Genomic DNA, 25,862 nt, shown 5'->3' on the forward strand with positions numbered 1-25,862 from the left:
ATGTTGTAGCGCATTTACAGATCGGCGATACGAGCCATCGCGGCTTTGCGCTTTGCCGGGTCCGTCAGGGTCGCATAGTCCTGCCGCGCTGTGTCGAGCTGCTTTTTGATGTCGAATTCTTCCGGCAACACGCCTGCCTGCGCCATGATCCGATGGCCGGCGGCGGTGGCCGGATCGCTCAATGCCTCGGATGACCGGTCAGGCAGTGGTTGGCCTTCGCCCTCGAGGCCCTGCAACTGACCCTCGGACTGGGCTTTCTTGATCTGGCGCTCGACCAGTTTTCCCAACGCTCCAAACATGGCCTCTTCATACTTGCTTTGAAGTGCGGTTTGAACCCGTTCACCGAAAGCGTTGTTTCACAAGATAGGCCATCCCGCCTGCCAGCAAGCCCCAGACCGCCGCACCAAGCCCGAACGCGGTGATCCCTGATGCAGTGATGGCAAAGGTCAGGATGGCCGCTTCGCGCTCGGCCGGAACTTCCAGCGCGGCGGATGTGGCATTGGCCATCACCCCGATCAGCGCTACACCGGTCAGCGTGCCCATCAACAGTGGATCGGCATGAATGGCGAACCCGGTAATCGCCACGGCGAACACCCCGAACAGGCAATAGAACAATCCACCCATCACGGCAGACCAATAGCGTTGCGCGGGGTCGGGGTGGCTGTCCTCGTTCGCGCACATCGCAGCGGTGATCGCCGCAAGGCAGGTGGCGGGGGCACCGAACGGAGAGGACAAGATGCTGGAAATGCCCACGGACGAGAACAGTTTGCCGGTTTGCGGCGCATAGCCAAAGCTGCGGATCACAGCGATGCCGGGGATGTTCTGGGTCGCCATCGTGACGATGGACAGCGGCACGGCAATCCCGACGACCGAAGCCACAGAGAAGCTGGGCGTGGTCCAGACCGGAGCCGCGATCCATTGCGTCGGCGTCAGCGACGCGTCCCCGGCGTTCAGGACCACGACGGCTGCCGCTGCCACGACCGCGGCCGGAACGGCAAACAGGCGGTTGATCCGGCCGGCGATGAACCATGTCAGAATTACCGGCAGCGCTTGCCACGGCAGGTCAACTGCCGCCTGAAAGGGCAATATGCAAAGCGGCAGCAACACGCCCCCCAACATGGCCTGCGCCAGGGTCGTCGGTATCGCCGCAGCCATGCGCCCCAATGGTCGCCACAGCCCGGCCAACACGGTCAAAGCCCCTGCACAAAGGAACGCGCCTGTCGCTTCGGCGAACCCCAGTGCAGGTGTGGCGGAAACCGCCAGCAGGGCCGCACCCGGCGTGGACCAGGCCACGCTGATCGGCTGTCGGTACCACAGGCTCAGCACGATGGCGGTCAGGCCCATGGCGATCGCCGCCATCATCAATCCGGACGCCGCCTGCGCCGGGGACGCGCCCATCGCCGCCAACCCCTGCAAGACGATCGGGAAAGAGCTGAAAAAACCGACGATTGCCACAACCAGCCCGGTCGAGACTGTCTGGAGCGGTGGGGCATTGTGCGTCATGACGGCCTCGGAGAAATGTGTTCGCTGATTGCTAACAAGCAGGGGCAGGGTCGGGCAAGGCCCGAGCGTGCAAAAGAAAACCCCGCCGTTGTGGCCGCGGCGGGGTTCCGGATTTGAGTATTTGTGAAAAGATGAAGATCAGGCGATTTCGGTCAGTCGGGCCAGCGCCTCGTTCAGTTTCGCCTCTTCCTCTTCGCGGGCGGCGAGGTTGGCTTTGGCCTCTTCCACGACCTCTGCGGGGGCCGAGGCCACGAATTTCGGGTTGTTCAGACGGCCGCGCAGGCCACCAAGTTCCTTGGCCAGCTTTCCCTTGGCCTTTTCCAGCCGTTCCTTTTCCGCGCCGATGTCGATGATATCCGCCAGCGGCAGGCCAAAGGACGCGCCGGGCGCCGCAATCGAGATGGTGCCCTTGGGCAGCGTGTCGGCTTTGGTCAGGCTGTCGATCCGGGCCAGTCGCTTGATCAGCGCCTCGTTCCGGTCCCAGGCGGCCTGGCCGTGGGCGTCGATCTCGGTCACCAGCATCGGCACGTACAGACCGGCCGGAACACGCATCTGGGCGCGGGCCGAACGGGTGTTCTCGATCACCGAGATCACCCAGTTCATTTCGCGGTCCGCGTCGGCATCGACCAGATCGGCGGCGGCATAGCTGGGCCAGTCGGCATGCACCAGCATCTTGGGCCTCGCGCCGGTCAGGCCCCACAGTTCCTCGGTGATGAAGGGCATGATCGGGTGCAGCAGGACCAGGCACTGATCCAGAACCCAGCGCATGGTTTCGCGGGTTTCAGCCTGGGCCTCGGCGTCATCGCCTTGCAGCAAAGGTTTGGACAGTTCCACATACCAGTCACAGACCTTGCCCCAGACAAAGGCATAAAGCCCGTTCGCCGCGTCGTTGAAGCGGTAGCTGTCCAGCGCCGCGTCGACCTCTTCGCGCACCCGGGCGGTTTCGCCGATGATCCAGCGGTTCACGGCGGCCTTGGGCTGCAACTCGGCCACGTCCAGTTGCGGGACGGCGTCGGTAAAGACCTCGTTCATCTCGGCAAAGCGGACGGCGTTCCACAGCTTGGTGCCAAAGTTTCGATAGCCGGTGATGCGCTCGCGGGACAGTTTCAGCACGCCGCCGATGGCCGCCATCGACGCGTTGGTAAAGCGCAGCGCGTCGGCGCCGAACTCGTCCACGATTTCGAGCGGGTCGATGACGTTGCCGGTGGTCTTGGACATCTTCTTGCCCTTCTCGTCGCGGACGAGCTGGTGCAGATAGACGGTGTGGAACGGGATTTGATCGACCACGGCCAGCTGCATCATCATCATCCGGGCGACCCAGAAGAACAGGATATCGAAACCGGTGATCAGAACATCGGTGGGGAAGTAGCGCTGCAACTCCTCGGTCTGTTCGGGCCAGCCCAGCGTGCCGATTGGCCACAGGCCGGAGGAGAACCAGGTATCCAGCACATCCGGGTCGCGCCAAACCGGATAGACCAGCTTGGTCGGATCCTGATCAACGGCGTACTGCGCAAGGCTTTCGGCGAACCGATGGATCGCCTCCTGCTTGTCGGCGACTTCGATCACGGTCGCGTGGCTCAGAGGGCTGGGAATGTCCGCATTGTCGTCCAGGAACTTTTCGGTAACGGCCTCAAAGCTCGCGGCACATTCCATGACATTGCCACGGTGCAGCATGCCGCCTTCGTTCAGCAAACGACCCAATTCAACCAGATCAAGGTCGCCATCATTCTCGTCGTCAATGAAGTCTTCTGCCGACAGGTCGAGACCATACCAAACCGGAATCTGATGCCCCCACCACAGTTGGCGGCTGATACACCAGGGCTCGATATTTTCCAGCCAGTGGTAATAGGTCTTCTCGCCCGACTCGGGGATGATCTTGACCGTGCCGTCCTTGACCGCGTCCAGCGCGGGGCCGACGACCTTGGCGGCATCGACGAACCACTGATCGGTGAACATCGGCTCGATCACCACCTTCGACCGGTCGCCGAAGGGCTGCATGATCGGTTTGCTTTCGACCAGCGGCACCAGCGTGTCGGCGCCTTCCTGATCCGGCTTCAAAGCGGTTGATCCCAGGCGCGGATCATCCGCGCGGGTCATCACAGCCAGACCATCAGCCGTGATCTCTTCCACCACCTTGGCCCGCGCTTCGAACCGGTCGAGGCCGCGCAGATGATCCGGCACCAGATTGATCGCGTCGATTTCGTTCTCGGTGAACGCGCGCCCACGCGCATAGTCCTGCGCCTTGCCTGCCTCTTCGGCATAAGGGGCCCCATCGGCCCGCATCGCGCCCTTGGTGTCCATCAGGCGGTACATCGGAATGCCGCCGCGTTTGGCGACCATGTTGTCGTTGAAGTCATGCGCGCCGGTGATCTTCACCGCGCCCGAGCCGAAATTCGGGTCAGGGTAGTCATCGGTGATGATCGGGATCTGGCGGCGATGCTCTTTCGGACCAACCGGGATTTCGCACAGCTTGCCGACGATCGGCGCATAGCGTTCGTCCGAGGGGTGCACCGCAACCGCGCCGTCGCCCAGCATGGTTTCGGGGCGGGTGGTGGCGATGGAAATATAATCACGCTCCTCGCGGAAGATCACATTCCCATCTTCATCTTTTTCCAAATACTCATATGTCTCACCGCCCGCCAAAGGGTATTTGAAGTGCCACATGTGGCCGGCGACCTCGATATTCTCGACCTCGAGGTCCGAAATCGCGGTTTCGAAATGCGGGTCCCAGTTGACCAGCCGCTTGCCGCGGTAGATCAGGCCTTTGTCGTACATGTCGACAAAAACCTTGATCACCGCGTCGTGGAAGTTGGGGCTGTTTTCGTGGCCCGTGCGCGGGTCGCCCGCCGCGCCGGCCATGGTAAAGGCGTTGCGCGACCAGTCGCAGGAGGAGCCGAGGCGCTTCAGCTGCTCGATGATGGTGCCGCCGTATTCACCCTTCCATTCCCAGACTTTCTCCAGAAACTTTTCGCGGCCCAATTCGTTGCGGCTGGGTTGTTGGGTGGCGGCCAGCATCTTTTCGACCTGCATCTGGGTTGCGATGCCGGCGTGGTCCTGGCCGGGCTGCCACAACGTGTCAAAGCCACGCATGCGGTGCCAGCGGATCAGGATGTCCTGTAGGGTGTTGTTGAACGCGTGGCCCACATGCAGCGCGCCGGTCACGTTCGGCGGCGGGATCATGATGCAAAAGCTCTCGTCGCGCGATTTGTTCGCGCCTGCCTTGAAGGCTCCGGCCTGTTCCCAGGCCTTGTAGATCCGGGCCTCGGCCTCGGCCGCGTTGAATGTCTTTTCCATCGCCATGGGATGCGTCCTGCGTCAACAAATTCGGGTCAGCGCCTGCAATAGCGAATGCGCGCGGCAAGGGAAAGGCCTAGCGCGCCTACGCCATGCCAAAGCGTGCTTTGAAATAGGCGTCAACGCGTTGATAGGCGGGTTCATGGAAATCCAGCGTCAGCAGCGAATGATCCTTGCCGGGATATTCGATGGTTTCCAGCAGATTGCCGAATGCCTGTTCAAGCGCCCGCATCTGTTTCTTGGGTGCAAGCTTGTCTTCGGAATACCGCATCGCCAGACCGGGGCCTTTCGCGGCCATACCCGCAGAGGCCGCGCCGATATCTTCAGCGCTCATATGCAGATGGCGGCCCCCGAGGATCGGCAGCGCAGGTTGGCTGGCTACCCCGCCCAGAACGGCGTCTTCGGCCATGAGGGTAAGGGCGAAACTGCCGGTCAGGCACATGCCGATGACGCCCACACCGGCGCTGTTTTCGCGTTGCTTGATCTCACGGGTCAGGGCGCGCATCCATCCTGCAATGGGGCTCTGCCTGCCGCGGGCGAAAATGTTGAACTCGCGCCGCACGCAGAACAACCGGGCCATGTTCTTGGCCATTTCAACCTTGCCATAGGTTCCAAACAAATGAGGCAGGTAGACGCGAAAGCCGGATGCGTTGAGCTTGGCGGACAACGCCAGCGTTTCGGGCCCGATCCCTGGCAGTTCCTGAAGGATCAGGATCGGTGGGCCTTCGCCGCCGACATAAACGTCATGTGTGGTCGACTGCCCGCTGGTCATCGGGGCAGAGAAGGGAAAAACGGTATCATGCGTCCAGCTCATGGCCCAAGGCTAGCCGAACATCCTTTGCGCGCAAACGAATTTCGGTGAACCCTGCTGGACATCGCCGGGTCGCGGGCTAGGCTCGCCCCTGATATCGCGCAGGAGGGCCACCCATGGAAAAGTTCGGCAGAAGCCAGCCGGTGAAACGGACCGAGGATCAACGGTTCCTGACCGGGCAGGGGCGTTACATGGACGATGCGGTGCCCGGGAACGCTTTGTTTGCCGCATTCTTCCGCAGCCCGGTGGCGCATGGTAATATCACCTCTCTGGATGTCGAGGCCGCGCGGGTTGCCGACGGTGTTCGGCTGGTCATGACTCTGGACGATCTGGCCGCGTCAGGCATCGACACGGTGCTGAATGCGGCGGTCTTGCAGAACCGGGATGGGTCCAGGGCCGCTGCGCCCGATCGGCACATGCTGGCCAGGGATCGCGTGCGTTTCGTGGGCGAGCCGGTGGCAGTTGTCATTGCGGATACCCTGACGCAGGCGCAGGACGCGGTTGAATTGATCTGGATGGATACGCAAGAGCGCCCGGCCAAGTTGGACGTCGAGGCCGGGGGCGAGATCCTGCACGCGGAGGCGCCCGAGAACCGTGCGTTCGATTGGGGGCTGGGCGACGAAACAGCGACCCAGGCTGCCTTTCAGGCGGCCGCGCATACGGTGTCGCTGAACGTCGCCGACAACAGGGTCATCATCAGTTCGCTGGAGCCGCGCGGATGTCAGGCGAACTGGTCCGAGGGGCGCCTGCATTTCTCTTACGGAGGTCAAGGCGTATGGGCGATGAAGGCCCAACTGGCGCAAAAACTGAAACTGGATGCGGACGACATACGCGTTACGACCCCGGATGTGGGTGGTGGTTTCGGTATGAAAGTGATGCCATACCCTGAATATTTCTGCGCCTCCGTAGCGGCGATGAAGCTGGGTCAGCCGGTGCACTGGATGTCCGACCGGTCCGAGGCGATGCTGTCTGATCATCATGGCCGCGATCTGACCTCGCTGGCCGAGCTGGCCTTTGACGCCGATCACAAGATCACCGCCTATCGCGTCCACAGCAAGGTGAACCTTGGCGCATACAACAGCCACTTCGGTCAGGCGATCCAGACCAGCCTGTTCAGCAAAGTGCTGATGGGTGTCTATGATGTCCAGACCACATATTTGCGGGTCGAAGGCTTCTATACGAACACGACGCAGGTGGATGCGTATCGCGGTGCGGGCCGCCCCGAGGCGATTTACGTGCTTGAACGCGCGATGGACCGCGCCGCGCGTGAACTGGGCGTTGACCCATGGGAACTGCGGCGCAAGAATTTCATCCGCCCCGGCGATTTCCCCTACACCACTTCCACCGGCGAAACGTATGATGTCGGCGACTTCGACATGGTTCTCACCCGTGCGGCCGACCAGACCACAGGGTTCGAGGCCCGCAAAGCTGCGGATGCCGAACGCGGTCTGATCCGGGGGCAGGGTCTCTGTTACTATATCGAAAGCATTTTGGGGGACCCTTCCGAAAACGCTAAGGTCGCGTTTTGCGAGGATGGAACGGTGAATCTTTACGTCGGCACACAATCGAACGGGCAGGGGCATGAGACGGTCTACGCCCAGTTCCTGTCAGATCAGACGGGTATCCCCATGGACAAGATCACCGTCATTCAGGGCGATACCGACCGGCTCGCACATGGCGGCGGCACTGGCGGGTCCCGCTCGGTCACGGTGCAAAGCACGGCCGCCCTGGCCACGATTGACAAGATGATCGCCGCATTCACGCCTTATCTTGCCGATAAGATGGGGGTCGAGGAAAATGATGTGAGTTTTGACCACGAGACATTCCGAGCGCCGGGCTCCAACCTGACGCCGACCCTGACCGAAGCCGCCGAGATGGCGCGTGCCGATGGTCGAACGGATCTGCTGCAACATGAGGCCCGCGCCAATCTAGATGCGCGCAGCTACCCGAACGGCGCGCATGTTGCCGAAGTCGTGATCGATTCTTGCACCGGCGAAACCCGGGTGGACCGCTACACGGTGGTTGACGATTTTGGCAATCTTATCAATCCGATGCTGGCCGAAGGGCAGGTGCATGGCGGGGTGGTGCAGGGTATCGGCCAGGCCCTGACAGAACATGTCGTGCACGATGCACATGGGCAACTGCTCACGGCTTCGTTTATGGATTACGCCTTGCCCCGTGCAACCGACATACCCATGATTAAGTTTACCTCGGCGCCGGTTCCGTCAACCTCGAACCCGATGGGGATGAAAGGGTGTGGCGAGGCTGGCACCGTGGGCGCGCTGGCCGCTGTGGCAAACGCGGTTCAGGATGCGCTCTGGGACCACGGGGTGCGGCAGGCGGACATGCCTTTCACACCTCACAAAGTATGGGAATTGCTGACGCATGAATCTGTCGCGGCTGAGTAGAAAGGTACTGGGATGGCTCGGGCGCCCTTTGCGGTCCGAGCATTCCGCCGAGACGCGGCACCGCGAACCGATCAGCCATGTCATCATTCTTGATGGCACCATGTCCACTCTGGAACCGGGGTTTGAAACCCATGCCGGTCAGACATTTCGCCTGTGCTGCGAGATGGGCAGCAAGGTTTCGGTGTTCTACGAGGCCGGCGTGCAGTGGGAAAGCTGGAAGTCCTCGCTGGACGTGATGATGGGCCGGGGCATCAACCGCCAGATCCGTCGCGCCTATGGGTATTTGGCGTCCCGCTACAAGCCGGGCGACAAGATCTTTTTCATCGGCTATTCGCGCGGTGCCTATGGCGTGCGCAGTCTGGCCGGCGTGATCGACATGATCGGCCTGCTCACGGCGGAACACGCCACCGAGCGAAACATACTGCAAGCGTATCGCCACTATGAATGCAATCCAGACGGCATCGCCGCCAGCGAATTCCGCCGACGTTTCTGCCACGACGGCGTCGAGATCGAGATGATCGGCGCCTGGGACACGGTCAAGGCGCTGGGTTTGCGTCTGCCGCTGCTGTGGCGCTGGGCCGAAGAGAAGCACGCATTTCACAATCATCAGTTGGGCCCAGTCACCCGCCACGGGTATCACGCTTTGGCGCTGGATGAGACGCGCGAAGTGTTCGAACCAGTTCTGTGGACCTGCACGCCCGAGTTCAAGGGCCATGTGGAGCAGGTCTGGTTCCGTGGAACCCATGGCGACATAGGTGGCCAATTGAACGGCTACGAAGAGGCGCGGCCGCTGAGCAACATTTCCCTGATCTGGATACTGGACAAGGCGGAATTGCACGGTCTGCCTTTGCCCGACGGCTGGCGCGATCGGTTTCCCATTGACCCCCATGCGCCGTCGGTTGGCACATGGCGCGGCTGGGGCAAGATTTTCCTGCTGCGAAAGCACCGCAAGGTCGGGCAGGACCCGTCAGAACGCCTGCATGTTTCAGTTTCGCCGGATAAATTACCGGGCTGGGTGGCGATGCCGAACCTACCGACACATCCCGCGCAGTGAAAGGCTACCATGTGTCAGTGACTCCAAGATCACCGGCACTTCAATGTCAGGTTCGAGCCCACTTTACCAGGCTTCACACGCCCTCCGAAGGTCCGTTTTCTGATCTTAATTTAGGTTCGAGGCAAGGCGATTGCGTTTGGAGGTTTTATGGTTATGTGTCAAAATACGAGAGTAGGTATTGAAAAATGGATTAGATTTGTCGGATAAAAGGCAACCAACTTGGCTATTTTGGGTAGAGGGCGTCGCCGCAATATTCGGCCTGATTGTGGTGGCAAACGAAGCTCTCGCTGTATTTATTGACGATCAAAGTCCATTGGCGCCGATAATCAAGTATTATTCGTTTTTTACAGAACGAGCAATTTGTGATCCAGACGTTCTTACATTGGAGGAACTCGACCTATGTCTTTCAAGAGGTGGTGTGGAGCCCTAGCGCTCTTAATATCAGTCTTTTTTGCGACCGAGAGTAGTGCCGATTGTTGGGATGAATTGAATGCTTTACCAAGTGAAACGACGGCTACCAACAAGGTAAACAAGGTTCTTGAGTGCGCAGTAGAGCAGGGCGTTGAGTTGAACAGGCTCCGCTCCGCTATTGATAATGCGGAAGCTGCAAGTGCCTCGGCAAGTCAAGCAAGAGATGCTGCGGTGGGCGCAGTGGGTGAGATCGCCACGACTGCAAAACAGCTGGAAGATGTGACGCAGCTTCTAGAACAACTTCATAACCCATGGATTCAGGACGAGCGAACGTTCAAACGCATAATGTTGGCCCTTGAGCAGGAGAGACAAGGCGGGCTGGCGTTAATTGATCGGGAGGTAGGGCAGTTTGAATTTGCGATCTTTAGAAACGGTGGTTTTCGAGAGCTGACATTCAGTGAATGGAATGGGGGTATTCGTGCTATGACGGACAGCTACATACGCGGTGATGTATCCGAGTTTTCAGATAGTGCTCAATTCTTTTCATTAGGTGGCAGTCTTTGGGTATTGGGCACAGACGATGTAAACGACAACTGTTCAGGAGAGGAGTTGCGACACTACTACTATCAATACCAACAAACTGGTGTTCATATTAGGAACTCTAATGGATGCTCCGTTGAATCAAGCCCGATCTATAAACGAAAGAGAGTTTTTCAATAGCGCATAATTGCATGCAAGACGCCCAGCCGAAGCTACTCGCCCAGCCATGGACACTTCCCAGCGTGTAGCAACTCGCCGACACGGGACTGCTTTGATTGCATCGTGTAAGACGCATTCTGAAAAAAAGAAAAGTACAAATCTCGGTTGATGGAAAGTTATCAGCTTATGAATTGCCTCAATTGTCTAGTACAGTTAACCTAAGTGGTTACTCTGACCGAAAGCCGCCATTGGGACAGGTGCCGCGGAAGTTCGCTAAGTCCGCAAAGCTGACGCTCCGAACTAAAACACCCTCGCAGCATTCAGCGAGGGTGTTTTCTTTGTAAGAACCCGTTACGCCTTGCGTCGCTCTTGACTATGCAACGCCTCCGGTAAGAGGCGTGGCGAAATGCCTGCGCCCTTTTCACGTTCCATAGACATGATTTAGGTTCTTGTGTTCGCAATTACCGCCGACGATCCCTGCGCGAGCTCATCGGCTGGAAGGCCACGCCCACATGCGCCTCGCAATAGGGTTTGCCCGCCTCAACCGGAAGGCCGCAGAACCAGAAATCCTCGGTCGCGGGGTCGCCCACTGGCCATTTGCAGGTCTTCTCGGTCAATTCCATCAAAGTCAGCTTCTTGGCTTTCTTTTCAACCTCGTTGACCTTGGCCAGCGCCTCGGGGCTGATCTCGTTGGCCGATGGCTGCGGTGGCAGCGGCTGACCGGCGGGGATGATCTGACGGCGGGCCGGAACGACCGGTTTCGCCTCGGCGGTCGGGGCCGGGGCCGGACGCGCCGGTTCGGTCTTGGGTGCAGGTTTGGGCTTGGCCTCGGCCTTGGGGGCGGGCGTCGGTTTTTCTTTCGGTTCCGCCTTGGCCGGGGATGCGCCTGCCGTCCGGTTCGATAGGCCCAGGCGGTGCACCTTGCCGATCACCGCATTGCGGGTCACGCCGCCCAGTTCCTTGGCAATCTGGCTGGCCGACTGGCCTTCGCCCCACATCTTCTTCAGCAGTTCAACACGCTCGTCTGTCCAGGACATCGTTAGCCTTTCAAAAGCGGAAAGCGGCCCCGGATTCGGGCCGCCTTGGGAATTCGTCTCAGCCCCCTATTCTAAACACTGCTGCCCGAGTTACAAGCTGTCTTCGAATCAGCTCGAGGGCAAATCATGCAAAATCCCGCAGATCAGACCGCGCGTCGCTTCGGAGCAGTCAACTGGATGGGCCTGTACACGCTGGCGCAGCGCGAAACCCTGCGTTTTCTGGCCGTCTGGACGCAGACGGTTCTGGCACCTCTGGTTACGGCGGGGCTGTTCCTGTTGATCTTCACCATCGCCATCGGACCCAGCCGGCCCGATGTCATGGGTGTGCCGTTTTTGATGTTTCTGGCGCCAGGGATCATGATGATGACGGTGATCCAGAATGCCTTTGCCAATACTTCGTCCTCGATGGTGATCGCCAAGGTGCAGGGCAATATCGTCGATACTTTGATGCCACCGCTGTCACCGCTCGAGATTCTGCTGGGTTACCTCGCGGGTGGCATTGCCCGAGGCGTGATGATTGCCCTGGTGATCTCGATTGCGTTCCTGGTCTTGCTCTCCATTGCGCCTCAGCACCCCCTGATCGCGCTGACCTTTGTTGTTCTGGGTGGGGCATTCATGGGCGCGTTGGGCCTGCTTGCCGGTATCTTCGCCAACAAGTTTGATCAGATGGCCGCGATCACCAACTTTATCGTCACGCCGCTGGCCTTCCTGTCGGGCACGTTCTACTCGGTCGAGGCGCTGCCGCCCGTGCTGAACCGCCTGACCCACCTGAACCCGGTGTTCTATCTGATCGATGGTTTGCGCTATGGAATGATCGGAGTGTCCGACAGCTCTCCGTGGCTGGGGATGGCGGTCTGTACGTTTGCGACACTCGTGATCGGAGCCATCACCTGGCTGATGCTGCGCACCGGATATCGCCTCAAGGCTTAGCGCGGCCCGGCCATCGCGGCCGGTTGCACGGGCTGGGATGCAGACGCACCCGTTCCCGCCGTGCGGGGCAGGCTCTCAGGCGCGGCGCCGCACCGCCTCTCGCCAGACCAGGATCAGCCCGCCGGCCAGGATGGTCGCAGATCCGACCAGACTGATCCAGTCGGGGATCACATCAAAGACCGCAAAATCGTAAAGGGCGGCAAAGATCAGCGTGGCATAGCTGATCGGGGCCACAAAGGATGCATCCGCCCGCGCCATGCCGTTGACGAAACAGGCCTGGGCGCAGGCCATCAGAACGCCGATTCCCACCAATGCGGCCCACTGCTGCGGGGTCGGCATCTGAAAGACGAAGCTGACGGCCAAAGTGGCGATCAGCAAACCCATCGCGTTGTTGATCAGCAGGATCTGCATCGGTGGCTCGCGCCTGGACAGCTTTTTGATGAAAATCAGCTCCATCCCGATCAGCGCAGCCGCCGCCAGCGCCAGAAGGGCGGCGGGCTGAAAGCTGGCGGGGGTCGGGCGCAGCAGGATCATCGCGCCCGTCAAGGCGACAGCCGCCGCCAGCCAGCGCCAAGGACCAACCCGTTCGTGCAGCAGCGGAATGGCCAGCACCATACCAAAGACAGGGTTCAGAAAGGATATGGCCGTCGCATCCGCCATCGGAATGAAGGCAACCGATGCGAACATCAATGTCACCCCCACCCAGCCAAAACTGGTCCGACCGACGTGAAGCCCCCAATGGGGCCGCACCAACCGGGGCCGCAAAGCTGCAACCGCCAGCACAATCGCCAGCAGGGCAAACAGAAACCGCCCGTGACTGATCTGCATGGCGTGCAAGGGCGGGCCCAACGCATCCGTCCCCAGTGCCTTGGCCAGCAGCGTCGTCGCCGCGATAAAGGCGGTGGCGACAAAAATCAGCGCAGCGGCAAGCTGTGGATTGTGGTGCTTGGGTTCGAACATGGCCAAGCGGTGCGCGGTTGCACAGGCTTTGGCAAGGGCAAAACTCGATCCCTGCAAAATACTGGCTTTCCAACCTGCGCAAGCATCGCTATACGGTCAGCCATGATCAAACATGTGCATATCCAACTGCTCCGACGCCGACGCATCTTTGCGTAACCGGCCTGTTTGATCTCGTGTGCCCGGCAAATCGGCACAGACCTCACCAAAATTGTTGACGAACAGGGCCTTCGTGTATCACTCACGAGGCTCATACTACCTGAAAAGGATGATCCCATGATCCCGTCCGTTCTGCCGACCTATAACCGTGCGCCCCTGACCTTCGTGAAGGGCGAAGGCGCCTGGCTGACCGAGGCGGATGGCCGACGTTTCTTGGATCTCGGCGCAGGGATCGCCGTGAACGCGCTGGGCCACGCCCATCCGGCATTGGTGGCCGCGCTGACTGACCAGGCCCATGCGCTGTGGCATGTCTCGAACCTGTACAACATTCCTCAGCAACAGGCCTTGGCTGACAAGCTGGTGGAACACAGTTTTGCCGATACGGTTTTCTTCACGAACTCCGGCACGGAATCCTGCGAACTGGCCGTGAAAATGGCCCGCAAGTATTTCCATGACAAAGCTCAGCCCGAGCGGGTCGAGATCATCACTTTCGATGGTTCCTTCCACGGCCGGTCGTCAGCCGGCATCGCCGCTGCCGGGTCCGAGAAAATGACCAAGGGCTTCGGCCCTCTGCTGCCGGGTTTCGTGCATGTGGCCTTCGGAGACCTCGACGGCGTGACCGACGCCATCACCGACAAGACCGCCGCGATCCTGATCGAGCCAATCCAAGGCGAGGGCGGTATTCGCCCCGTCCCCGACGCCGAACTCAAGGCGCTGCGTCAGATCTGCGACGACAACGGGCTGCTGCTGATCCTTGATGAAGTCCAGTGCGGCGTCGGCCGGACTGGCAAGCTCTTTGCCCATGAATGGGCCGGCATCACCCCTGATATCATGATGGTCGCCAAGGGCATCGGCGGCGGCTTCCCGCTGGGGGCCGTGCTGGCGACGGAGGACGCGGCATCCGGCATGACCGCGGGCACCCACGGTTCGACCTATGGCGGCAACCCGCTGGGCTGCGCGGTGGGCTGTGCGGTGATCGATCATGTGGCAACACCTGCCTTTTTGGAAAGCGTCAATCGCAAAGCAGGCCTGCTGCGCCAAAAGCTCGAAGCCCTGATCGCCGATCACCCCGACGTGTTCGAAGAGGTGCGCGGATCAGGCCTGATGCTCGGCCTCAAGTGCAAGCCTGCCAATATCGACGTGGTCAATGCAGGTTATGACAACCTCGTCATCACCGTTCCCGCCGCCGACAACGTGATCCGCCTTCTGCCGCCTCTCACACTGACCGAGGACGATATCGCTCAGGCCATGATCCGTCTCGACAAGGCCGCCCGGCAGATCGAGACCCAGCTCCAAACCGCCTGATTTTCATCTTTTCCCAAATACTCCGGGGGTCCGGGGGCAGCGCCCCCGGCAACCGACAGCCAGGAAACGAACCGACATGAACCATTTTCTTGATATACACAAAACCGATTCCACCGATCTGCGGGCCATGATCGATCAGGCGGGCGTGATGAAGCAGGCGCGTTTGGGCCGCCCCAAGGCCGCCCCTGACGACGAACAGCCGCTGAAAGATCGCATGGTGGCGCTGATCTTCGAAAAGCCTTCGACGCGGACGCGCGTGTCTTTCGATGTGGGCGTGCGCCAGATGGGCGGGCAGACCATGGTGCTGTCCGGCAAGGACATGCAGCTGGGTCACGGCGAAACCATCGCCGACACCGCCCGCGTGCTGTCGCGCTATGTCGACATGATCATGATCCGCACCTTTGATGAAACCATCCTGACCGAAATGGCCGAATACTCGGACGTTCCGGTGATCAACGGCCTGACCGACCGCACCCATCCCTGCCAGATCATGGCCGACGTTCTGACATTCGAGGAACATCGTGGCCCCATCGCGGGCAAAAAGGTGGTCTGGACCGGCGATGGCAACAATGTCTGCGCTTCCTTCCTGCACGCCGCCGGTCAATTCGGGTTCGATCTGACTTTCACCGGCCCCGCTCAGCTTGACCCGGAAGAAGAGTTCATGGGGTTTGCCCGCCAGAAAGGTTCGAAAATCGTGATCGAAAGGGATCCGCACAAAGCGGTGGAAGGCGCCGATCTCGTCGTCGCGGATACCTGGGTTTCGATGCATGATTCCCAGTCGGCCAAAGAGCGCCGCCACAACATGCTGCGCCCATATCAGGTCAATGCTGAACTCATGTCGCATGCCAAACCGGATGCGCTGTTCATGCATTGCCTGCCCGCCCACCGCGAGGAAGAAGCGACCTCCGAGGTCATGGATGGACCGAACTCGGTCATTTTTGATGAGGCCGAAAACCGTCTGCATGCACAAAAGGCGGTGATGCGCTGGTGCCTGGGCGTCTAAGGGCGTCGACGGATATCCCACACTTTCAATTTGGCGAGCGTACTTGCGCTCGCCAAGAGGACCAGTGCGCAAAGCGCTGTTTTGGTTACGATCTCCATCGTGCCTTCGATCAGCATGGCGTGAACAAGGCTGCCGACGATCGTCACCCCGGCCAGTGCAGTGTGGCTCAGCCGCCAAAGACGAAAGCGCTGGCGCAGACGTTTGCGGAAGACCCCTAACAGGGCCGCCCCGAAAGCGGTCCACATAGCAATGACACCCCAGGCCGAGAACGGCGTTGGCGATACGAACAACAACGCATCCACCACATCCGGCGGGCTGGTAAGCCACAACCCCGCGACATGGACCACAATCGCCAGCACCAGGGTCAGACCGATCCAGCGGTGAATGTGGCGGCTCATCACTGCGGACAAGCCCGGAAGGTATCTTCCGGCCAGAAGCGGCTGCAGCAACAGCAGGCCCAAGCTCAGAATTCCGGCAAACCCGGCGAGGATATAGGTTGGATCGCGCCACGCAAGATACGGGCTGCCTGCCGCAGCGATTAAAGGAACGGCAAGGGCGGCGATCAGGGTCGCCCAAATGACACCGGTTCGGATCACCGGGATCAGAGCGGTTGCAACACGAAATGCGCAGCCAGTGTCTTGTCTTTGGAACTGGACATCACAGGCCGCAGGAACACGGTTTCGAACGCGCCGCTGTCATAGGCCAGATGCCCGTGCGGTTGACCGAATGCAGGAACGATCTGCGGCATTTCCAGGCGGAATTCACCCTTTTCATCCGTCAAGGTCGCCCCATGGCTTTGCGGGTCACGCTCGTGCCCTTCTGTGGTATGGGCCCAGATCTGAATGCGCTGGCCGGGCAGGGGAGCGCCATCGCCCGCCCGTCGTACGGTGCCGGTCATCCAGAACCCGCCGCCACCGATGCGGTCCACGATTGGCGCACCGGGGCGATAGTTGTTCGATCCGCCCCGCATCGAAGGCGTCGGCGCAATCCCGGCTGCGCGGGCAGGCACCAAAAGCCCTGTGGCGCCGGTCGCCAAAACGGCAACACCTTGGGTGATCAGGGAACGACGGGACAGCAACGCATCTGTCATCAAGAAACCTCCAATACGCGATCCAATCTTGTCAGTCTGCGGCTTCCATCTGAAACATAGCATGTTTCTTTCAAAATCCGAGGCCGTGCGCGGTTGGATCCCCGCGCCCTCACGGTTCTGTGAGTGAATCCGGATCGTCGAAACGAATCTCTTTGACCTCTGGCGGTGCGTGGTGCGATGCTTGGGGCCACCGAACCACATCGGGATGATCATTCCATGACGACAGCAAATCTGGTTACACAGGAAGACATTGCCGCCTTCCAACGCGATGGTGCTGTTGTTCTGCGGTCGAAATTCTCATCCGACTGGTTGTCATTACTGGGCGCAGGTATCGACGCCGACCTTGACACGCCGACCGATAATTTCACCCGTCATACCAAGGATCCGAACGCCCCGGGCTATTACGAAGACTACTGGGCCTGGAACAAAATCCCGCAATTCAACGAATTCGTTCATAAGTCCCCCTGCGCACCGCTTGCTGCCGGGTTGCTGGGGGCGCCATCCATCAACCTTGTCATGGACAACTGGTTCCTGCGCGAGGCCGGCTCGACCTCGCGCCCGCCCTTCCATCAGGACCTGTCTTACTTCGACTTCGAAGGCACGATGTGTGTCCTTTGGCTGCCGCTGGAACCCGTGACCAAGGAAAACGGCATCGCATTCGTGAAGGGCTCACACCTGTGGGACAAGCTGTTCATGCGTGTGCGGTTTGCCGATGGACATCCCAGCTATGAGCCCACCGAAGTCGCCGGGCTGACTTATCACCCGCCACCCGATGTCAATGCCGACCCCGGCGCGTATGAGTTGCTGCAATGGGATCTGGAGCTTGGGGATTGTATCTTTTTCGACATGCGCACGCTGCATGGCGGGTTGTCCTCGAGCACGCCGTCGGAAACGGTGCGGCGCTTCACCCTTCGCATGACGGCACCTGATGGTGTCATCCGGTATCGCGGCGACTGGGCCAAGGACGAGCGCGCGCAGTTCGAGGCGGCAGGCTATGGCGAGGGGGATCGGATTGACGGGCCGTTTTTCCCGCAACTCTGGCCGCGTTGATTGGAACGGCGCCGCACTTAATCTGTGCGATTGTGCACTTTATGGGCTGCTTTGCGTGGCTATTTCTTACCTGAGTGAAAGCGGGTGGCCTGACCATCTGCAACGAAGGGAGAGCTGAAATGAGTTGGAACCCGACACACAATCCGGACTGCATCTCGGAGAATCCGGCGCTGGACACATTAATCGTCCCGCGTGCCCGTGACCTGGGTGGGTTCGAAGTGCGCCGCGCGTTGCCTTCGGTAAAACGACAGTTGGTGGGCCCTTTCATATTTTTCGATCAAATGGGGCCCGCTGAATTCATCACCGAAGGCGGCATCGACGTGCGGCCCCACCCCCATATCGGACTGGGCACGGTCACCTATCTGTACCAGGGCGAATTCGAGCACCGTGACAGCCTTGGCACACATCAGATGATCTATCCCGGCGAGGTCAATTGGATGGTAGCAGGGCGTGGTGTCACCCATTCCGAGCGCACCAGTGACGAAACACGCGGCAGGAAACACAGCCTGTTCGGCATTCAGACCTGGATCGCCTTGCCCGAAGCGCATGAGGATATGGCCCCGGATTTCGAACATCACAAACAGGCCGCGCTGCCGCATATTCAGGATGCAGGCGTCAGTGCCCGATTGATCCTGGGTTCAGCTTATGGTGAGACCAGCCCGGTCACGATGCTGTCCGAAACCTTCTATCTCGACGTGCAATTGGAACCCGGCGCGTCTTTGCCTCTGCCTGACGACCACGAAGATCGAGGTGTCTATGTCACGCAAGGTTCGGTCGAAATCGCGGGTGACAGGTTTGACGAGGGCCGCATGATGGTGTTCCGGCCCGGGGACAAGCTGTCTGTCAAGGCCGGTGCGCTGGGCGCGCGGCTGATGCTGCTGGGCGGAGCGACCCTGAATGAAGACCGCTACATCTGGTGGAATTTCGTTTCCTCTTCGAAGGAAAAGATCGAAACCGCAACCCGTGAGTGGAAAAGCGCCGATTGGGCCAATGGTGCATTTCAACTGCCTCCGGGTGACGATCAGGAATTTATCCCTATTTCCAAAGAGCTTGAGCGCACCAAACCCCGGCTGGCCCGCTAACGCGTGACGTCGGGGGCAAGCGGGCTTGTGTCACAGGACGTTTGCGGTGATCCTTTTCGGGTGTACCGGAGGGGGTATCATGAAACTTGTCCTTGCTGGCGCGGGCAGCATTGGCTGCTTCTGCGGAGCCTTGCTGGCCCGGTCGGGGCATTCCGTGACCCTGCTGGGGCGCGCGCATGTGCTGGACCCGATCCGTGAGCGCCGGCTGACGGTTACGGATTTCGACGGCCTTGATTACACGGTCCCGCCTGAATCTCTGGTGCTCAGCGAAGATCCGGCCTGCCTAGGCCGGGCCGAACTTGTCATTGTAACGGTCAAATCGGGCGCAACATCGGATATGGCCGAGCAGATAGGCGCCTTTGCGCCCCGGGATGCGCCTGTCCTGTCCTGGCAGAACGGGATCGAGGCCACCGAGACGTTGCGCAATGCCCTTCCTGGGCGCGACATACGCGCCGGAATGGTTCCGTTCAACGTGGTGCCGACTGCCCCCGCCACCTATCATCGGGCCACGTCCGGAGAGATCGTCATCCAAAGCGGCGCTAGTGATCTGGCCGCGCAGCTGAGCAGCGCAGACCTTCCCGTCACGTCCAGCGACCAGATCGAAGCCGTGCAATGGGGCAAGTTGGTGATCAACCTGAACAATGCGCTCAATGCCTTGTCGGGCCTCACGCTGGTGGATCAGCTGATGAACCGCGACTGGCGCAATCTCATGGCGGATCAGATGTCCGAGGCGCTGACCGTCCTCAAGGCGGCGGGTCATCCCGTAGCCTCGACCACACCGCTTCCGGCATGGATGACCCCGCATATTCTGCGGCTGCCGACACCGCTGTTCACCAGGATCGCGGCCCGGATGCTGACAATCGACCCGAGCGCGCGAACGTCCATGGCCTATGACCTCATGGCTGAGCGGCAAACGGAAATTGACAGCCTGCAAGGTCACATCATCCGGATGGGTCACGAAACCGGAGTGCCGACACCCATCTGCACGCAGGTGTCTGACCTGATCAAACATGCACCCGATCACCCGTTGTCGCCGGAACAGATCCGGCTCTGACGTCATCCCTCAGGCGAACGCGGTCAGCACCCAGTAAATGACGGCCGACATGGTTGCGGCGGCGGGCACGGTGACTACCCACGCGGCCACGATGGTCATGAAATGCGACCGCCGTACCAGCTTGCGACGGCGGTATTCTTCTGGGGCAAGGTGTTGTGCTGTGCGTTGAAGCTTTCCCTGTTTGCGCCGGCGCTCGGAATCCCACTCGCGGTAGAAGCCGACGCCAAAAACTGCTCCAACGGCGATATGGGTCGAACTGACCGGCAGGCCAAGCCAGCTGGCCAGAATCACGGTGATCGCCGCCGACAGGGCGACGCAAAAGGCGCGTATCGGGTTCAGCTTGGTGATCTGGCGGCCCACCATCCGGATCAGCCTGGGGCCGAACAGGAACAGACCGAAGGAAATCCCGAAGGCTCCGATGATCATCACCCAAAGCGGTATTGGAACTTTCGCGGCGAACTCTCCGAACTCGACCGCGTGGACAATCGCGGCCAGCGGGCCGACCGCATTGGCCACGTCATTTGCGCCGTGGGCAAAGCTCAGGAACGTGGCCGAGATCACAAGCGGCAGGCCAAACAGCGTTTTCAGCGACCGGGTCCGGTTCTCCATCCCTTCGGATCTGCGCTTGACCCACGGGACGGTCACGGACCAGGTCAGAAGCCCCACGCCCAACCCGATCAACAGGGCCATCTTGGGGTCGATATGCACGATCCGTTGCAGGCCTTTGACGGACAGATATGTGGCAAAGGCCCCCGCCATCACCGCCAAAAGGACAGGTACCCATTTGCGCGCGGCGGCGATCTTGTCGTCCTGATTCTGGATTTTCGACTTGATCAGCGCCAGAAAAGCCGCGGCAACCGCCCCCCCGAGTATCGGCGAAATCACCCAGCTGGCTGCAATTGCACTCATCGTGCCCCAGCTCACCGCGCTCAGGCCCGCTGCTGCAATGCCTGCACCCATCACCCCGCCCACGACTGAATGCGTTGTGGACACAGGAGCGCCGATCCAGGTCGCCAGGTTGACCCACATGGCCGAAGATATCAGCGCCGCCATCATGGCCCAGATGAACACCTCGCTGTTTTGCACCGAGGCGGGGTCGACAATCCCCTTGGAGATGGTCGAGACCACGTCACCCCCCGCAAGCAACGCACCTGCGCTTTCGGCTATGGCGGCAATCATGATGGCGCCGCCCATGGTCAGCACATTTGCACCGACCGCTGGGCCCATGTTGTTGGCCACGTCATTGGCACCGACATTGATCGCCATATAGGCCCCGAACGCGGCCGCCGCGACCACGACATGGCTGCCATCCGCCCGACCGAACAGGACCGCCGCCGTCAGCCCGGCAAGCGCCATGAAGGCCAGTGCGACCCCCGGTGCCAGCAGGTGGCGCGCGACATGGATGTTGGCGGTTTCGACCCGCGAAATTCTATGCAGGTCGCTGTCCAACGTTTGCCAGCGTGGTTTCGGATTCGTGTCAGACATGAACTTGGTCAGATATTGAAGGATCGTGCGCCACTAGCGGTATCCGGATGCTCAGGCAAGCTGGGTGCCATCGAAATGTTGCGAATTCCTTACAGTCTGCGCAACAAGGCCTGAAGCTCGGGCTCTTGCACCAGAGTGGCCGCTTCAGCCGGCGAAAACCAGCTGCGCTCGCGCTGGTCAGCCTCGGGAAAGTCATCGGCCAGCGCACGCACCGAAATCCTGTAGACATTGGTCAATACCGGTTGCGCCGATCCGTCTTTGAGGATCTTGTCGTAGGTGAATTGGCCGATGGGTTCATCGTGAACCGCATCCGCGCGCACCCCGGCTTCTTCCCAGGCTTCCTGAAGGGCTGTTTCCGCGCCACTCAAACCATCGATGGGCCAGCCTTTCGGGATGATCCAGCGTTTGGTGTCACGGCTGGTGATCAGAAGGACCTGGTCCTGCCCATCATGAACGCGGGTGCACAACGCCGCAAACTGCACCCGTCGGGGGCGCAGGAACAGCGGTCGTCCGACCTCTTCCCAGATGTTTTGCAGCCATGCATTCATCAGTTTTTTTGTCTGTCTACTCTATGCCTTCAAAGTTGATACGACTTAACAACGGAAATGGTGAGTTTCAATTAAACCTTCCAGTTTTGGCCGGGTTTGGCCGATTTTTGAGGTTTTTCTGGGTTGTTTCGTGGATTATGGGCAAGGCTCGGGCTTTGCTGACGGCTCTAGTCGCGTCTGCGTTTTGCCCTCAGCGTGGGATCAGCCTGGGTCGGATCTTCGGGCCAGGGGTGTTTGGGGTATTGCGCCCTCATGTCTTTGCGTACATCCGCGTAAGAGCCTGCCCAGAAACCGGGCAGGTCACGCGTTATCTGAATCGGGCGCTGCGCTGGTGACAGCAGAGTGATCTTCAAAGGCTGGCCGCCGATCGCCGGGTGTCGGGTCACGCCAAACACTTCCTGCAAGCGGACCGAGATTTCCGGCACGGCCGTGCTGTAGTCAATTGGCACCTTGCGCCCTAGCGGCGTTTCAAATGACCCCGGAGCGCGCCGGTCCAGTTCCTGCGTCTGCGCCCAGTCCAGCCGCGCGCGCAGGGCGGGCAAAAGGTCGAATTTCTTCCAGTCTTCGGCGCTTTTGACCCCTGACAGCATGGGCAGCAACCAGTCTTCCATGTCGGCCATCAGGCCTGCGACCGAAAAATCGGGCAGATCGACGCCATCGGCGCGCACCAGCTCGACACGGGCGGCCAGGCGCGCGGCGGCACCCTCCAGCCGCAGGCCCAGATCGCGTATCCCATCCAGCATCGCGCGGGCCACGGCGTCGTCCGGGACGTCCTTCCATATGCGGTCGTCCAATGTGATCGCGCCGAACCGCTCTTGCCGCCGTGACACGACCCGCCGCTCGCGTTTGGACCAGGCGCAGGTCTCGACCCAGCCGATCTGATCCGCGAACAGATCGCGGATGTCGCGTTCTGAAATCTGGGTGGCCATCCGGACCTTCGCCTCGCGCGGGTTGCCATCCGTGTCGATGACGACCAGAAACGGAGCGTTGGCCAGTGAATCCGCACTGTCCAGAACAACGCCTTTCCCCCCTGAAAGCACATAGCGCGGCGCGTCGCCCTTGCGCCGCTGCCCGATGCGGTCAGGATAGGCCAGCGCAGCCATGGCGGCGGGGCTCAGTTCGGCCGAGTCGCCCTTGGCCTGTTTCCGCAGCTGTCTGGTCTCGGCATTGATCCGATCCACTGCGCCCATGTTGACCTGCCAGACCCTGTTGCGCTGAAAGGCCCGGGGATCGCGCAGCGCCTCTTGCCGCAGGGTGATATCCACCGGTGCGCCGCGAAGGGGGTCACGCTCGGCCATCAACGCCGCCAACGGGGCGGCGTTCGGACCGGCCCGCACAAGCATGTGCCCCAGCCGGGGATGCAAGGGCAGTGCCGCCAGGGCGCGCCCATGATCGGTGATCCGCCCATTGGTATCGAGTGCGCCCAGCATTGACAGCAAAGCCCGCGCCTCGGCTATCGTCCCCTCGGGAGGTGGAGTCAGAAAGGCAAGATCGGCCGCGTCAGCGCCCCACAGGGACAGTTCCAACGCCAGCCCGGTCAGGTCCGCCGCTTCGATCTCGGCAGGCGGGTAGGCGGCCAGCGCACCGTCTTCCCCCTTCGACCAGAGCCGGTAGCACACCCCTTCGGCCACCCGTCCGGCCCGGCCCGCGCGCTGTGTGGCCTCGGCCCGGGTCACCCGTTCGGTCACCAGTCGGGACATGCCCGATCCCGGATCGAACCGAGCCCGCCGGGCCTGTCCCATATCCACCACGACCTTGATGTCGGGGATCGTCAGCGAGGTTTCGGCAATCGACGTCGCCAGCACGACTTTGCGCCCATGTTCCACCGGGGCAATCGCCGCACGCTGGGCCGCAAAGGGCATGGCTCCGAATAACGGGCGCACCACGCAACTGTCGGGCAACCGACCGTTCAAAAGGCTTTCGGCGCGTCGGATTTCGCCCTCTCCCGGCAGGAAAACCAGAATTCCGCCGCCGGATTTTCGCGTCTCACGCTCGGCCAGCACCACCAGATCGATCAACGCATCCAACCGTCGCGCTTGCGGCCCCATTGGCCGATCCAGCCAGCGCGTCTCAACCGGAAAGCTGCGCCCGTCCGATGTGACCAGAGGGGCCGCCATCAATGCGCCGACGGGATCCGCATCCAGCGTGGCTGACATGGCCAGCAGGATCAGATCGTCCCGCAATGCGTCGATCACCTCGAGGCACAAGGCCAGCCCCAGATCGGCGTTCAGAGATCGTTCGTGGAATTCATCGAAAATCACTGCGCCAATTCCCGGCAGATCCGGGTTGGATTGCAGCATCCGGGTCAGGATGCCCTCGGTCACCACCTCGATCCGGGTGTCTTTCGAAACCTTCGCCTCGCCGCGCACACGGTATCCCACGGTCTGGCCTGCGCGTTCTCCCAACGACTCGGCCATCCGTTCGGCCGCGGCCCGTGCCGCCAGCCGCCGGGGTTCCAGCATCACGATCCTGTCGTCACACAGACCCGCCTCGAGCATTGCCAGAGGAACCCGCGTGGTCTTGCCCGCCCCCGGTGGGGCCTGCAATACCGCGCGGCCCTGCGCGCGCAATCTGTCCAGCAGTTCGGGAATGGCGTCGTAGATGGGCAGGCGTATCGTCATCCGGCTCTTATCCGCGATCATGCAGGTGTCGTCCAGTTCTCGCGCCGCGCGCGCTTTGGTGACACCGTGGCGGCGGGCCCAACCCTGAATGGCCAAGCAACGCACGAATTGACGCAGCTTTCGCTTTGATCGCATTTCCGGCGACCTGCGGTCTGGACAAACGCCCCCCGAGCGCGGCAACTATTCCTGCCTCTAGGATCGGGACAAGAATGCAGACAGACAGCCTCAGCGACAGGATTTTGAAGGGCGAGCGCCGGGCGCTGGCCCGCGCGATCACTCTGGCGGAAAGCAACCGCGCCGATCATCGTGCACAGGCCAGCGATTTGTTGGCCCGGCTCGCAGGGTCAGGGCGTCAGGCGCTCCGGATCGGTTTGTCGGGTACGCCCGGGGTGGGCAAGTCCACCTTCATCGAAAGCTTTGGCATGATGCTGACAGGGCAGGGGCTGCGTGTCGCGGTTTTGGCAGTCGATCCCAGCTCTGCCCGTTCGGGGGGCTCGATTCTGGGGGACAAAACCCGGATGGAACGCCTGAGCCGCGAGAAGAACGCCTTTATCCGCCCCTCCCCCAGCCAGAGCCATCTCGGGGGCGTTGCCCGACGGACGCGTGAGGCCATCGCCCTATGCGAGGCCGCAGGCTATGACGTGGTGCTGATTGAAACCGTGGGCGTCGGGCAGTCCGAAACGGTGGTGTCCGAATTGTCGGACCTGTTCCTGTTGCTGTTGGCCCCGGCGGGTGGGGACGAATTGCAGGGTGTCAAACGTGGCATCATGGAGATGGCCGATATCATCCTGATCAACAAGGCGGATGGCGACCTGAAGGCCACGGCGACCCGGACATGCGCAGACTATGCCGGTGCGTTGCGATTGCTGCGCAAGCGCCCGCAGGATCCCGAAGGTTTCCCCAAGGCAATGACCGTTTCAGCGGTCGAAGAACAAGGGCTGGAGCAAGCCTGGCACGAGATGCAATTCCTGACCCGGTGGCGCCGCGACAACGGTATCTGGGAAGCCAACCGGGCCGCCCAGGCGCGATACTGGTTCGATCAGGAAGTCCGCCATGCCCTTCTGGCCCGGCTCGACACGCCGCAGGCCAAGGCCGAGATGGAACGCCTGAACGCCGAAGTCTCGGCCGGGCGTCTGAACCCGGCCCGCGCGGCCGAAAAACTGCTTGGCACGCTGAGCTGACGGGGTGAAAGGGGGTAAGGTTTCAAAGGCGGGCGCAAAATGAAAGAATTCGTTCGGTCCGTCTTGACCCTTCCTGCGATTCCCACTACATGCATCCAACCAGTTTTCGGGCGCGACTTCGGGTTGTGCCCCTTGTGATTTGGCCGAGGGCTTTGTGCCCGGCCTCCAGAAACAAAGGAA

Annotated in this window: 21 protein-coding genes; 10 read left to right on the top strand and 11 right to left on the bottom strand. The window is 60.9% G+C overall.

Translation table 11 applies throughout. From position 1 onward, the window contains the following. Nucleotides 1–14: 14 nt before the first annotated feature. The 4 genes from GOW60_RS13145 to GOW60_RS13160 all read right to left on the bottom strand — a co-directional run bounded on the left by GOW60_RS13145 (nt 15) and on the right by GOW60_RS13160 (nt 5,611). Entirely contained in the window at nt 15–299 is a 285-nt protein-coding gene (locus tag GOW60_RS13145; RefSeq protein WP_171229627.1) for a DUF1992 domain-containing protein, read from the bottom strand. Nucleotides 300–339: 40 nt separating this feature from the next. Beyond that, entirely contained in the window at nt 340–1,503 is a 1,164-nt protein-coding gene (locus GOW60_RS13150) for a benzoate/H(+) symporter BenE family transporter (RefSeq protein ID WP_171229628.1), read from the bottom strand. 138 nt (nt 1,504–1,641) lie between these two features. Beyond that, nucleotides 1,642–4,803 (bottom strand): valine--tRNA ligase, encoded by a 3,162-nt coding sequence (locus GOW60_RS13155; protein WP_171229629.1) that lies wholly within the window; start codon nt 4,801–4,803, stop codon nt 1,642–1,644. 79 nt (nt 4,804–4,882) lie between these two features. Further along, nucleotides 4,883–5,611 (bottom strand): dienelactone hydrolase family protein, encoded by a 729-nt coding sequence (locus GOW60_RS13160; RefSeq protein WP_171229630.1) that lies wholly within the window; start codon nt 5,609–5,611, stop codon nt 4,883–4,885. A gap of 113 nt (nt 5,612–5,724) precedes the next feature. Here GOW60_RS13160 and GOW60_RS13165 point away from each other — a divergent pair, with 113 nt between their 5' ends. The 3 genes from GOW60_RS13165 to GOW60_RS13175 all read left to right on the top strand — a co-directional run bounded on the left by GOW60_RS13165 (nt 5,725) and on the right by GOW60_RS13175 (nt 10,201). Continuing rightward, the gene (locus GOW60_RS13165; RefSeq protein WP_171229631.1) at nt 5,725–8,016 is read left to right on the top strand and encodes a xanthine dehydrogenase family protein molybdopterin-binding subunit; all 2,292 of its coding nucleotides are present in this window, start codon (nt 5,725–5,727) and stop codon (nt 8,014–8,016) included. Further along, nucleotides 7,994–9,070, top strand: a complete 1,077-nt coding sequence (locus GOW60_RS13170) for a DUF2235 domain-containing protein (RefSeq protein ID WP_171229632.1) — start codon at nt 7,994–7,996, stop codon at nt 9,068–9,070. The genes GOW60_RS13165 and GOW60_RS13170 overlap by 23 nt, the downstream gene beginning before the upstream one ends. Before the next feature lie 399 nt (nt 9,071–9,469). Continuing rightward, the gene (locus GOW60_RS13175) at nt 9,470–10,201 is read left to right on the top strand and encodes a hypothetical protein (RefSeq protein WP_171229633.1); all 732 of its coding nucleotides are present in this window, start codon (nt 9,470–9,472) and stop codon (nt 10,199–10,201) included. Nucleotides 10,202–10,641: 440 nt separating this feature from the next. Here GOW60_RS13175 and GOW60_RS13180 read toward each other — a convergent pair whose 3' ends face one another. Beyond that, nucleotides 10,642–11,217 carry a GcrA family cell cycle regulator gene (locus tag GOW60_RS13180; protein WP_171229634.1) on the bottom strand — a complete coding sequence of 192 codons (576 nt, stop codon included), beginning with the start codon at nt 11,215–11,217 and terminating at the stop codon, nt 10,642–10,644. A 126-nt stretch (nt 11,218–11,343) separates the two neighbouring features. Here GOW60_RS13180 and GOW60_RS13185 point away from each other — a divergent pair, with 126 nt between their 5' ends. Beyond that, nucleotides 11,344–12,147: an ABC transporter permease gene (locus tag GOW60_RS13185; protein WP_171229635.1), complete on the top strand. Its 804-nt coding sequence runs from the start codon at nt 11,344–11,346 to the stop codon at nt 12,145–12,147. 75 nt (nt 12,148–12,222) lie between these two features. Here GOW60_RS13185 and GOW60_RS13190 read toward each other — a convergent pair whose 3' ends face one another. Further along, nucleotides 12,223–13,107, bottom strand: coding sequence for a DMT family transporter (locus GOW60_RS13190; RefSeq protein ID WP_171229636.1), 885 nt, complete (start codon nt 13,105–13,107; stop codon nt 12,223–12,225). A gap of 273 nt (nt 13,108–13,380) precedes the next feature. Between GOW60_RS13190 and GOW60_RS13195 the strand changes: the two genes are divergently transcribed. Both GOW60_RS13195 and argF read left to right on the top strand, forming a co-directional pair. Continuing rightward, complete coding sequence (locus GOW60_RS13195; protein WP_171229637.1) at nt 13,381–14,568, top strand: aspartate aminotransferase family protein; 1,188 nt, start codon at nt 13,381–13,383, stop codon at nt 14,566–14,568. 76 nt (nt 14,569–14,644) lie between these two features. Next, nucleotides 14,645–15,571: an ornithine carbamoyltransferase gene (argF, locus tag GOW60_RS13200; protein WP_152457303.1), complete on the top strand. Its 927-nt coding sequence runs from the start codon at nt 14,645–14,647 to the stop codon at nt 15,569–15,571. Here the strand turns inward: argF and GOW60_RS13205 are convergent. Continuing rightward, nucleotides 15,568–16,164, bottom strand: a complete 597-nt coding sequence (locus tag GOW60_RS13205; protein ID WP_371813363.1) for a ferric reductase-like transmembrane domain-containing protein — start codon at nt 16,162–16,164, stop codon at nt 15,568–15,570. The two genes, argF and GOW60_RS13205, sit on opposite strands and share 4 nt — an antisense overlap. Before the next feature lie 8 nt (nt 16,165–16,172). Next, nucleotides 16,173–16,661 carry a twin-arginine translocation pathway signal gene (locus tag GOW60_RS13210; RefSeq protein ID WP_171117607.1) on the bottom strand — a complete coding sequence of 163 codons (489 nt, stop codon included), beginning with the start codon at nt 16,659–16,661 and terminating at the stop codon, nt 16,173–16,175. Nucleotides 16,662–16,877: 216 nt separating this feature from the next. Between GOW60_RS13210 and GOW60_RS13215 the strand changes: the two genes are divergently transcribed. The 3 genes from GOW60_RS13215 (at nt 16,878) to GOW60_RS13225 (ending at nt 19,847) form a co-directional block, all read left to right on the top strand. After that, nucleotides 16,878–17,711: a phytanoyl-CoA dioxygenase family protein gene (locus GOW60_RS13215; protein ID WP_171229639.1), complete on the top strand. Its 834-nt coding sequence runs from the start codon at nt 16,878–16,880 to the stop codon at nt 17,709–17,711. A 119-nt stretch (nt 17,712–17,830) separates the two neighbouring features. Beyond that, nucleotides 17,831–18,793, top strand: a complete 963-nt coding sequence (locus GOW60_RS13220; RefSeq protein ID WP_171229640.1) for a pirin family protein — start codon at nt 17,831–17,833, stop codon at nt 18,791–18,793. Between the two features lie 79 nt (nt 18,794–18,872). After that, the gene (locus tag GOW60_RS13225) at nt 18,873–19,847 is read left to right on the top strand and encodes a 2-dehydropantoate 2-reductase (protein WP_171229641.1); all 975 of its coding nucleotides are present in this window, start codon (nt 18,873–18,875) and stop codon (nt 19,845–19,847) included. 9 nt (nt 19,848–19,856) lie between these two features. Here GOW60_RS13225 and GOW60_RS13230 read toward each other — a convergent pair whose 3' ends face one another. The 3 genes from GOW60_RS13230 to hrpB form a co-directional block, all read right to left on the bottom strand. After that, complete coding sequence (locus GOW60_RS13230) at nt 19,857–21,332, bottom strand: inorganic phosphate transporter (protein WP_171229642.1); 1,476 nt, start codon at nt 21,330–21,332, stop codon at nt 19,857–19,859. An 89-nt stretch (nt 21,333–21,421) separates the two neighbouring features. Further along, nucleotides 21,422–21,880, bottom strand: coding sequence for an NUDIX hydrolase (locus GOW60_RS13235; RefSeq protein ID WP_171229643.1), 459 nt, complete (start codon nt 21,878–21,880; stop codon nt 21,422–21,424). 167 nt (nt 21,881–22,047) lie between these two features. Then, nucleotides 22,048–24,501, bottom strand: coding sequence for an ATP-dependent helicase HrpB (gene hrpB / locus GOW60_RS13240; RefSeq protein WP_171229710.1), 2,454 nt, complete (start codon nt 24,499–24,501; stop codon nt 22,048–22,050). 209 nt (nt 24,502–24,710) lie between these two features. Here hrpB and meaB point away from each other — a divergent pair, with 209 nt between their 5' ends. Further along, nucleotides 24,711–25,682 carry a methylmalonyl Co-A mutase-associated GTPase MeaB gene (gene meaB, locus GOW60_RS13245; protein WP_171229644.1) on the top strand — a complete coding sequence of 324 codons (972 nt, stop codon included), beginning with the start codon at nt 24,711–24,713 and terminating at the stop codon, nt 25,680–25,682. Nucleotides 25,683–25,862: the final 180 nt, after the last annotated feature.

The sequence above is a fragment of the Ruegeria sp. HKCCA4008 genome (assembly GCF_013033125.1).
In the GTDB taxonomy this organism is placed as follows: Bacteria; Pseudomonadota; Alphaproteobacteria; order Rhodobacterales; family Rhodobacteraceae; genus Ruegeria.

Excerpts from the sequence above, each read along its gene's own strand:
- meaB (WP_171229644.1), top strand. The coding sequence starts at position 24,711 with ATGCAGACAGACAGCCTCAGCGACAGGATTTTGAAGGGCGAGCGCCGG.
- argF (WP_152457303.1), top strand. The coding sequence starts at position 14,645 with ATGAACCATTTTCTTGATATACACAAAACCGATTCCACCGATCTGCGG.
- GOW60_RS13230 (WP_171229642.1), bottom strand. The coding sequence starts at position 21,332 with ATGTCTGACACGAATCCGAAACCACGCTGGCAAACGTTGGACAGCGAC.
- GOW60_RS13235 (WP_171229643.1), bottom strand. The coding sequence starts at position 21,880 with ATGAATGCATGGCTGCAAAACATCTGGGAAGAGGTCGGACGACCGCTG.
- GOW60_RS13160 (WP_171229630.1), bottom strand. The coding sequence starts at position 5,611 with ATGAGCTGGACGCATGATACCGTTTTTCCCTTCTCTGCCCCGATGACC.
- GOW60_RS13175 (WP_171229633.1), top strand. The coding sequence starts at position 9,470 with ATGTCTTTCAAGAGGTGGTGTGGAGCCCTAGCGCTCTTAATATCAGTC.
- GOW60_RS13170 (WP_171229632.1), top strand. The coding sequence starts at position 7,994 with ATGAATCTGTCGCGGCTGAGTAGAAAGGTACTGGGATGGCTCGGGCGC.
- GOW60_RS13220 (WP_171229640.1), top strand. The coding sequence starts at position 17,831 with ATGAGTTGGAACCCGACACACAATCCGGACTGCATCTCGGAGAATCCG.
- GOW60_RS13195 (WP_171229637.1), top strand. The coding sequence starts at position 13,381 with ATGATCCCGTCCGTTCTGCCGACCTATAACCGTGCGCCCCTGACCTTC.
- GOW60_RS13215 (WP_171229639.1), top strand. The coding sequence starts at position 16,878 with ATGACGACAGCAAATCTGGTTACACAGGAAGACATTGCCGCCTTCCAA.
- GOW60_RS13145 (WP_171229627.1), bottom strand. The coding sequence starts at position 299 with ATGTTTGGAGCGTTGGGAAAACTGGTCGAGCGCCAGATCAAGAAAGCC.
- GOW60_RS13150 (WP_171229628.1), bottom strand. The coding sequence starts at position 1,503 with ATGACGCACAATGCCCCACCGCTCCAGACAGTCTCGACCGGGCTGGTT.
- GOW60_RS13155 (WP_171229629.1), bottom strand. The coding sequence starts at position 4,803 with ATGGCGATGGAAAAGACATTCAACGCGGCCGAGGCCGAGGCCCGGATC.
- GOW60_RS13210 (WP_171117607.1), bottom strand. The coding sequence starts at position 16,661 with ATGACAGATGCGTTGCTGTCCCGTCGTTCCCTGATCACCCAAGGTGTT.
- GOW60_RS13225 (WP_171229641.1), top strand. The coding sequence starts at position 18,873 with ATGAAACTTGTCCTTGCTGGCGCGGGCAGCATTGGCTGCTTCTGCGGA.
- GOW60_RS13190 (WP_171229636.1), bottom strand. The coding sequence starts at position 13,107 with ATGTTCGAACCCAAGCACCACAATCCACAGCTTGCCGCTGCGCTGATT.
- GOW60_RS13180 (WP_171229634.1), bottom strand. The coding sequence starts at position 11,217 with ATGTCCTGGACAGACGAGCGTGTTGAACTGCTGAAGAAGATGTGGGGC.
- GOW60_RS13165 (WP_171229631.1), top strand. The coding sequence starts at position 5,725 with ATGGAAAAGTTCGGCAGAAGCCAGCCGGTGAAACGGACCGAGGATCAA.
- hrpB (WP_171229710.1), bottom strand. The coding sequence starts at position 24,501 with ATGACGATACGCCTGCCCATCTACGACGCCATTCCCGAACTGCTGGAC.
- GOW60_RS13185 (WP_171229635.1), top strand. The coding sequence starts at position 11,344 with ATGCAAAATCCCGCAGATCAGACCGCGCGTCGCTTCGGAGCAGTCAAC.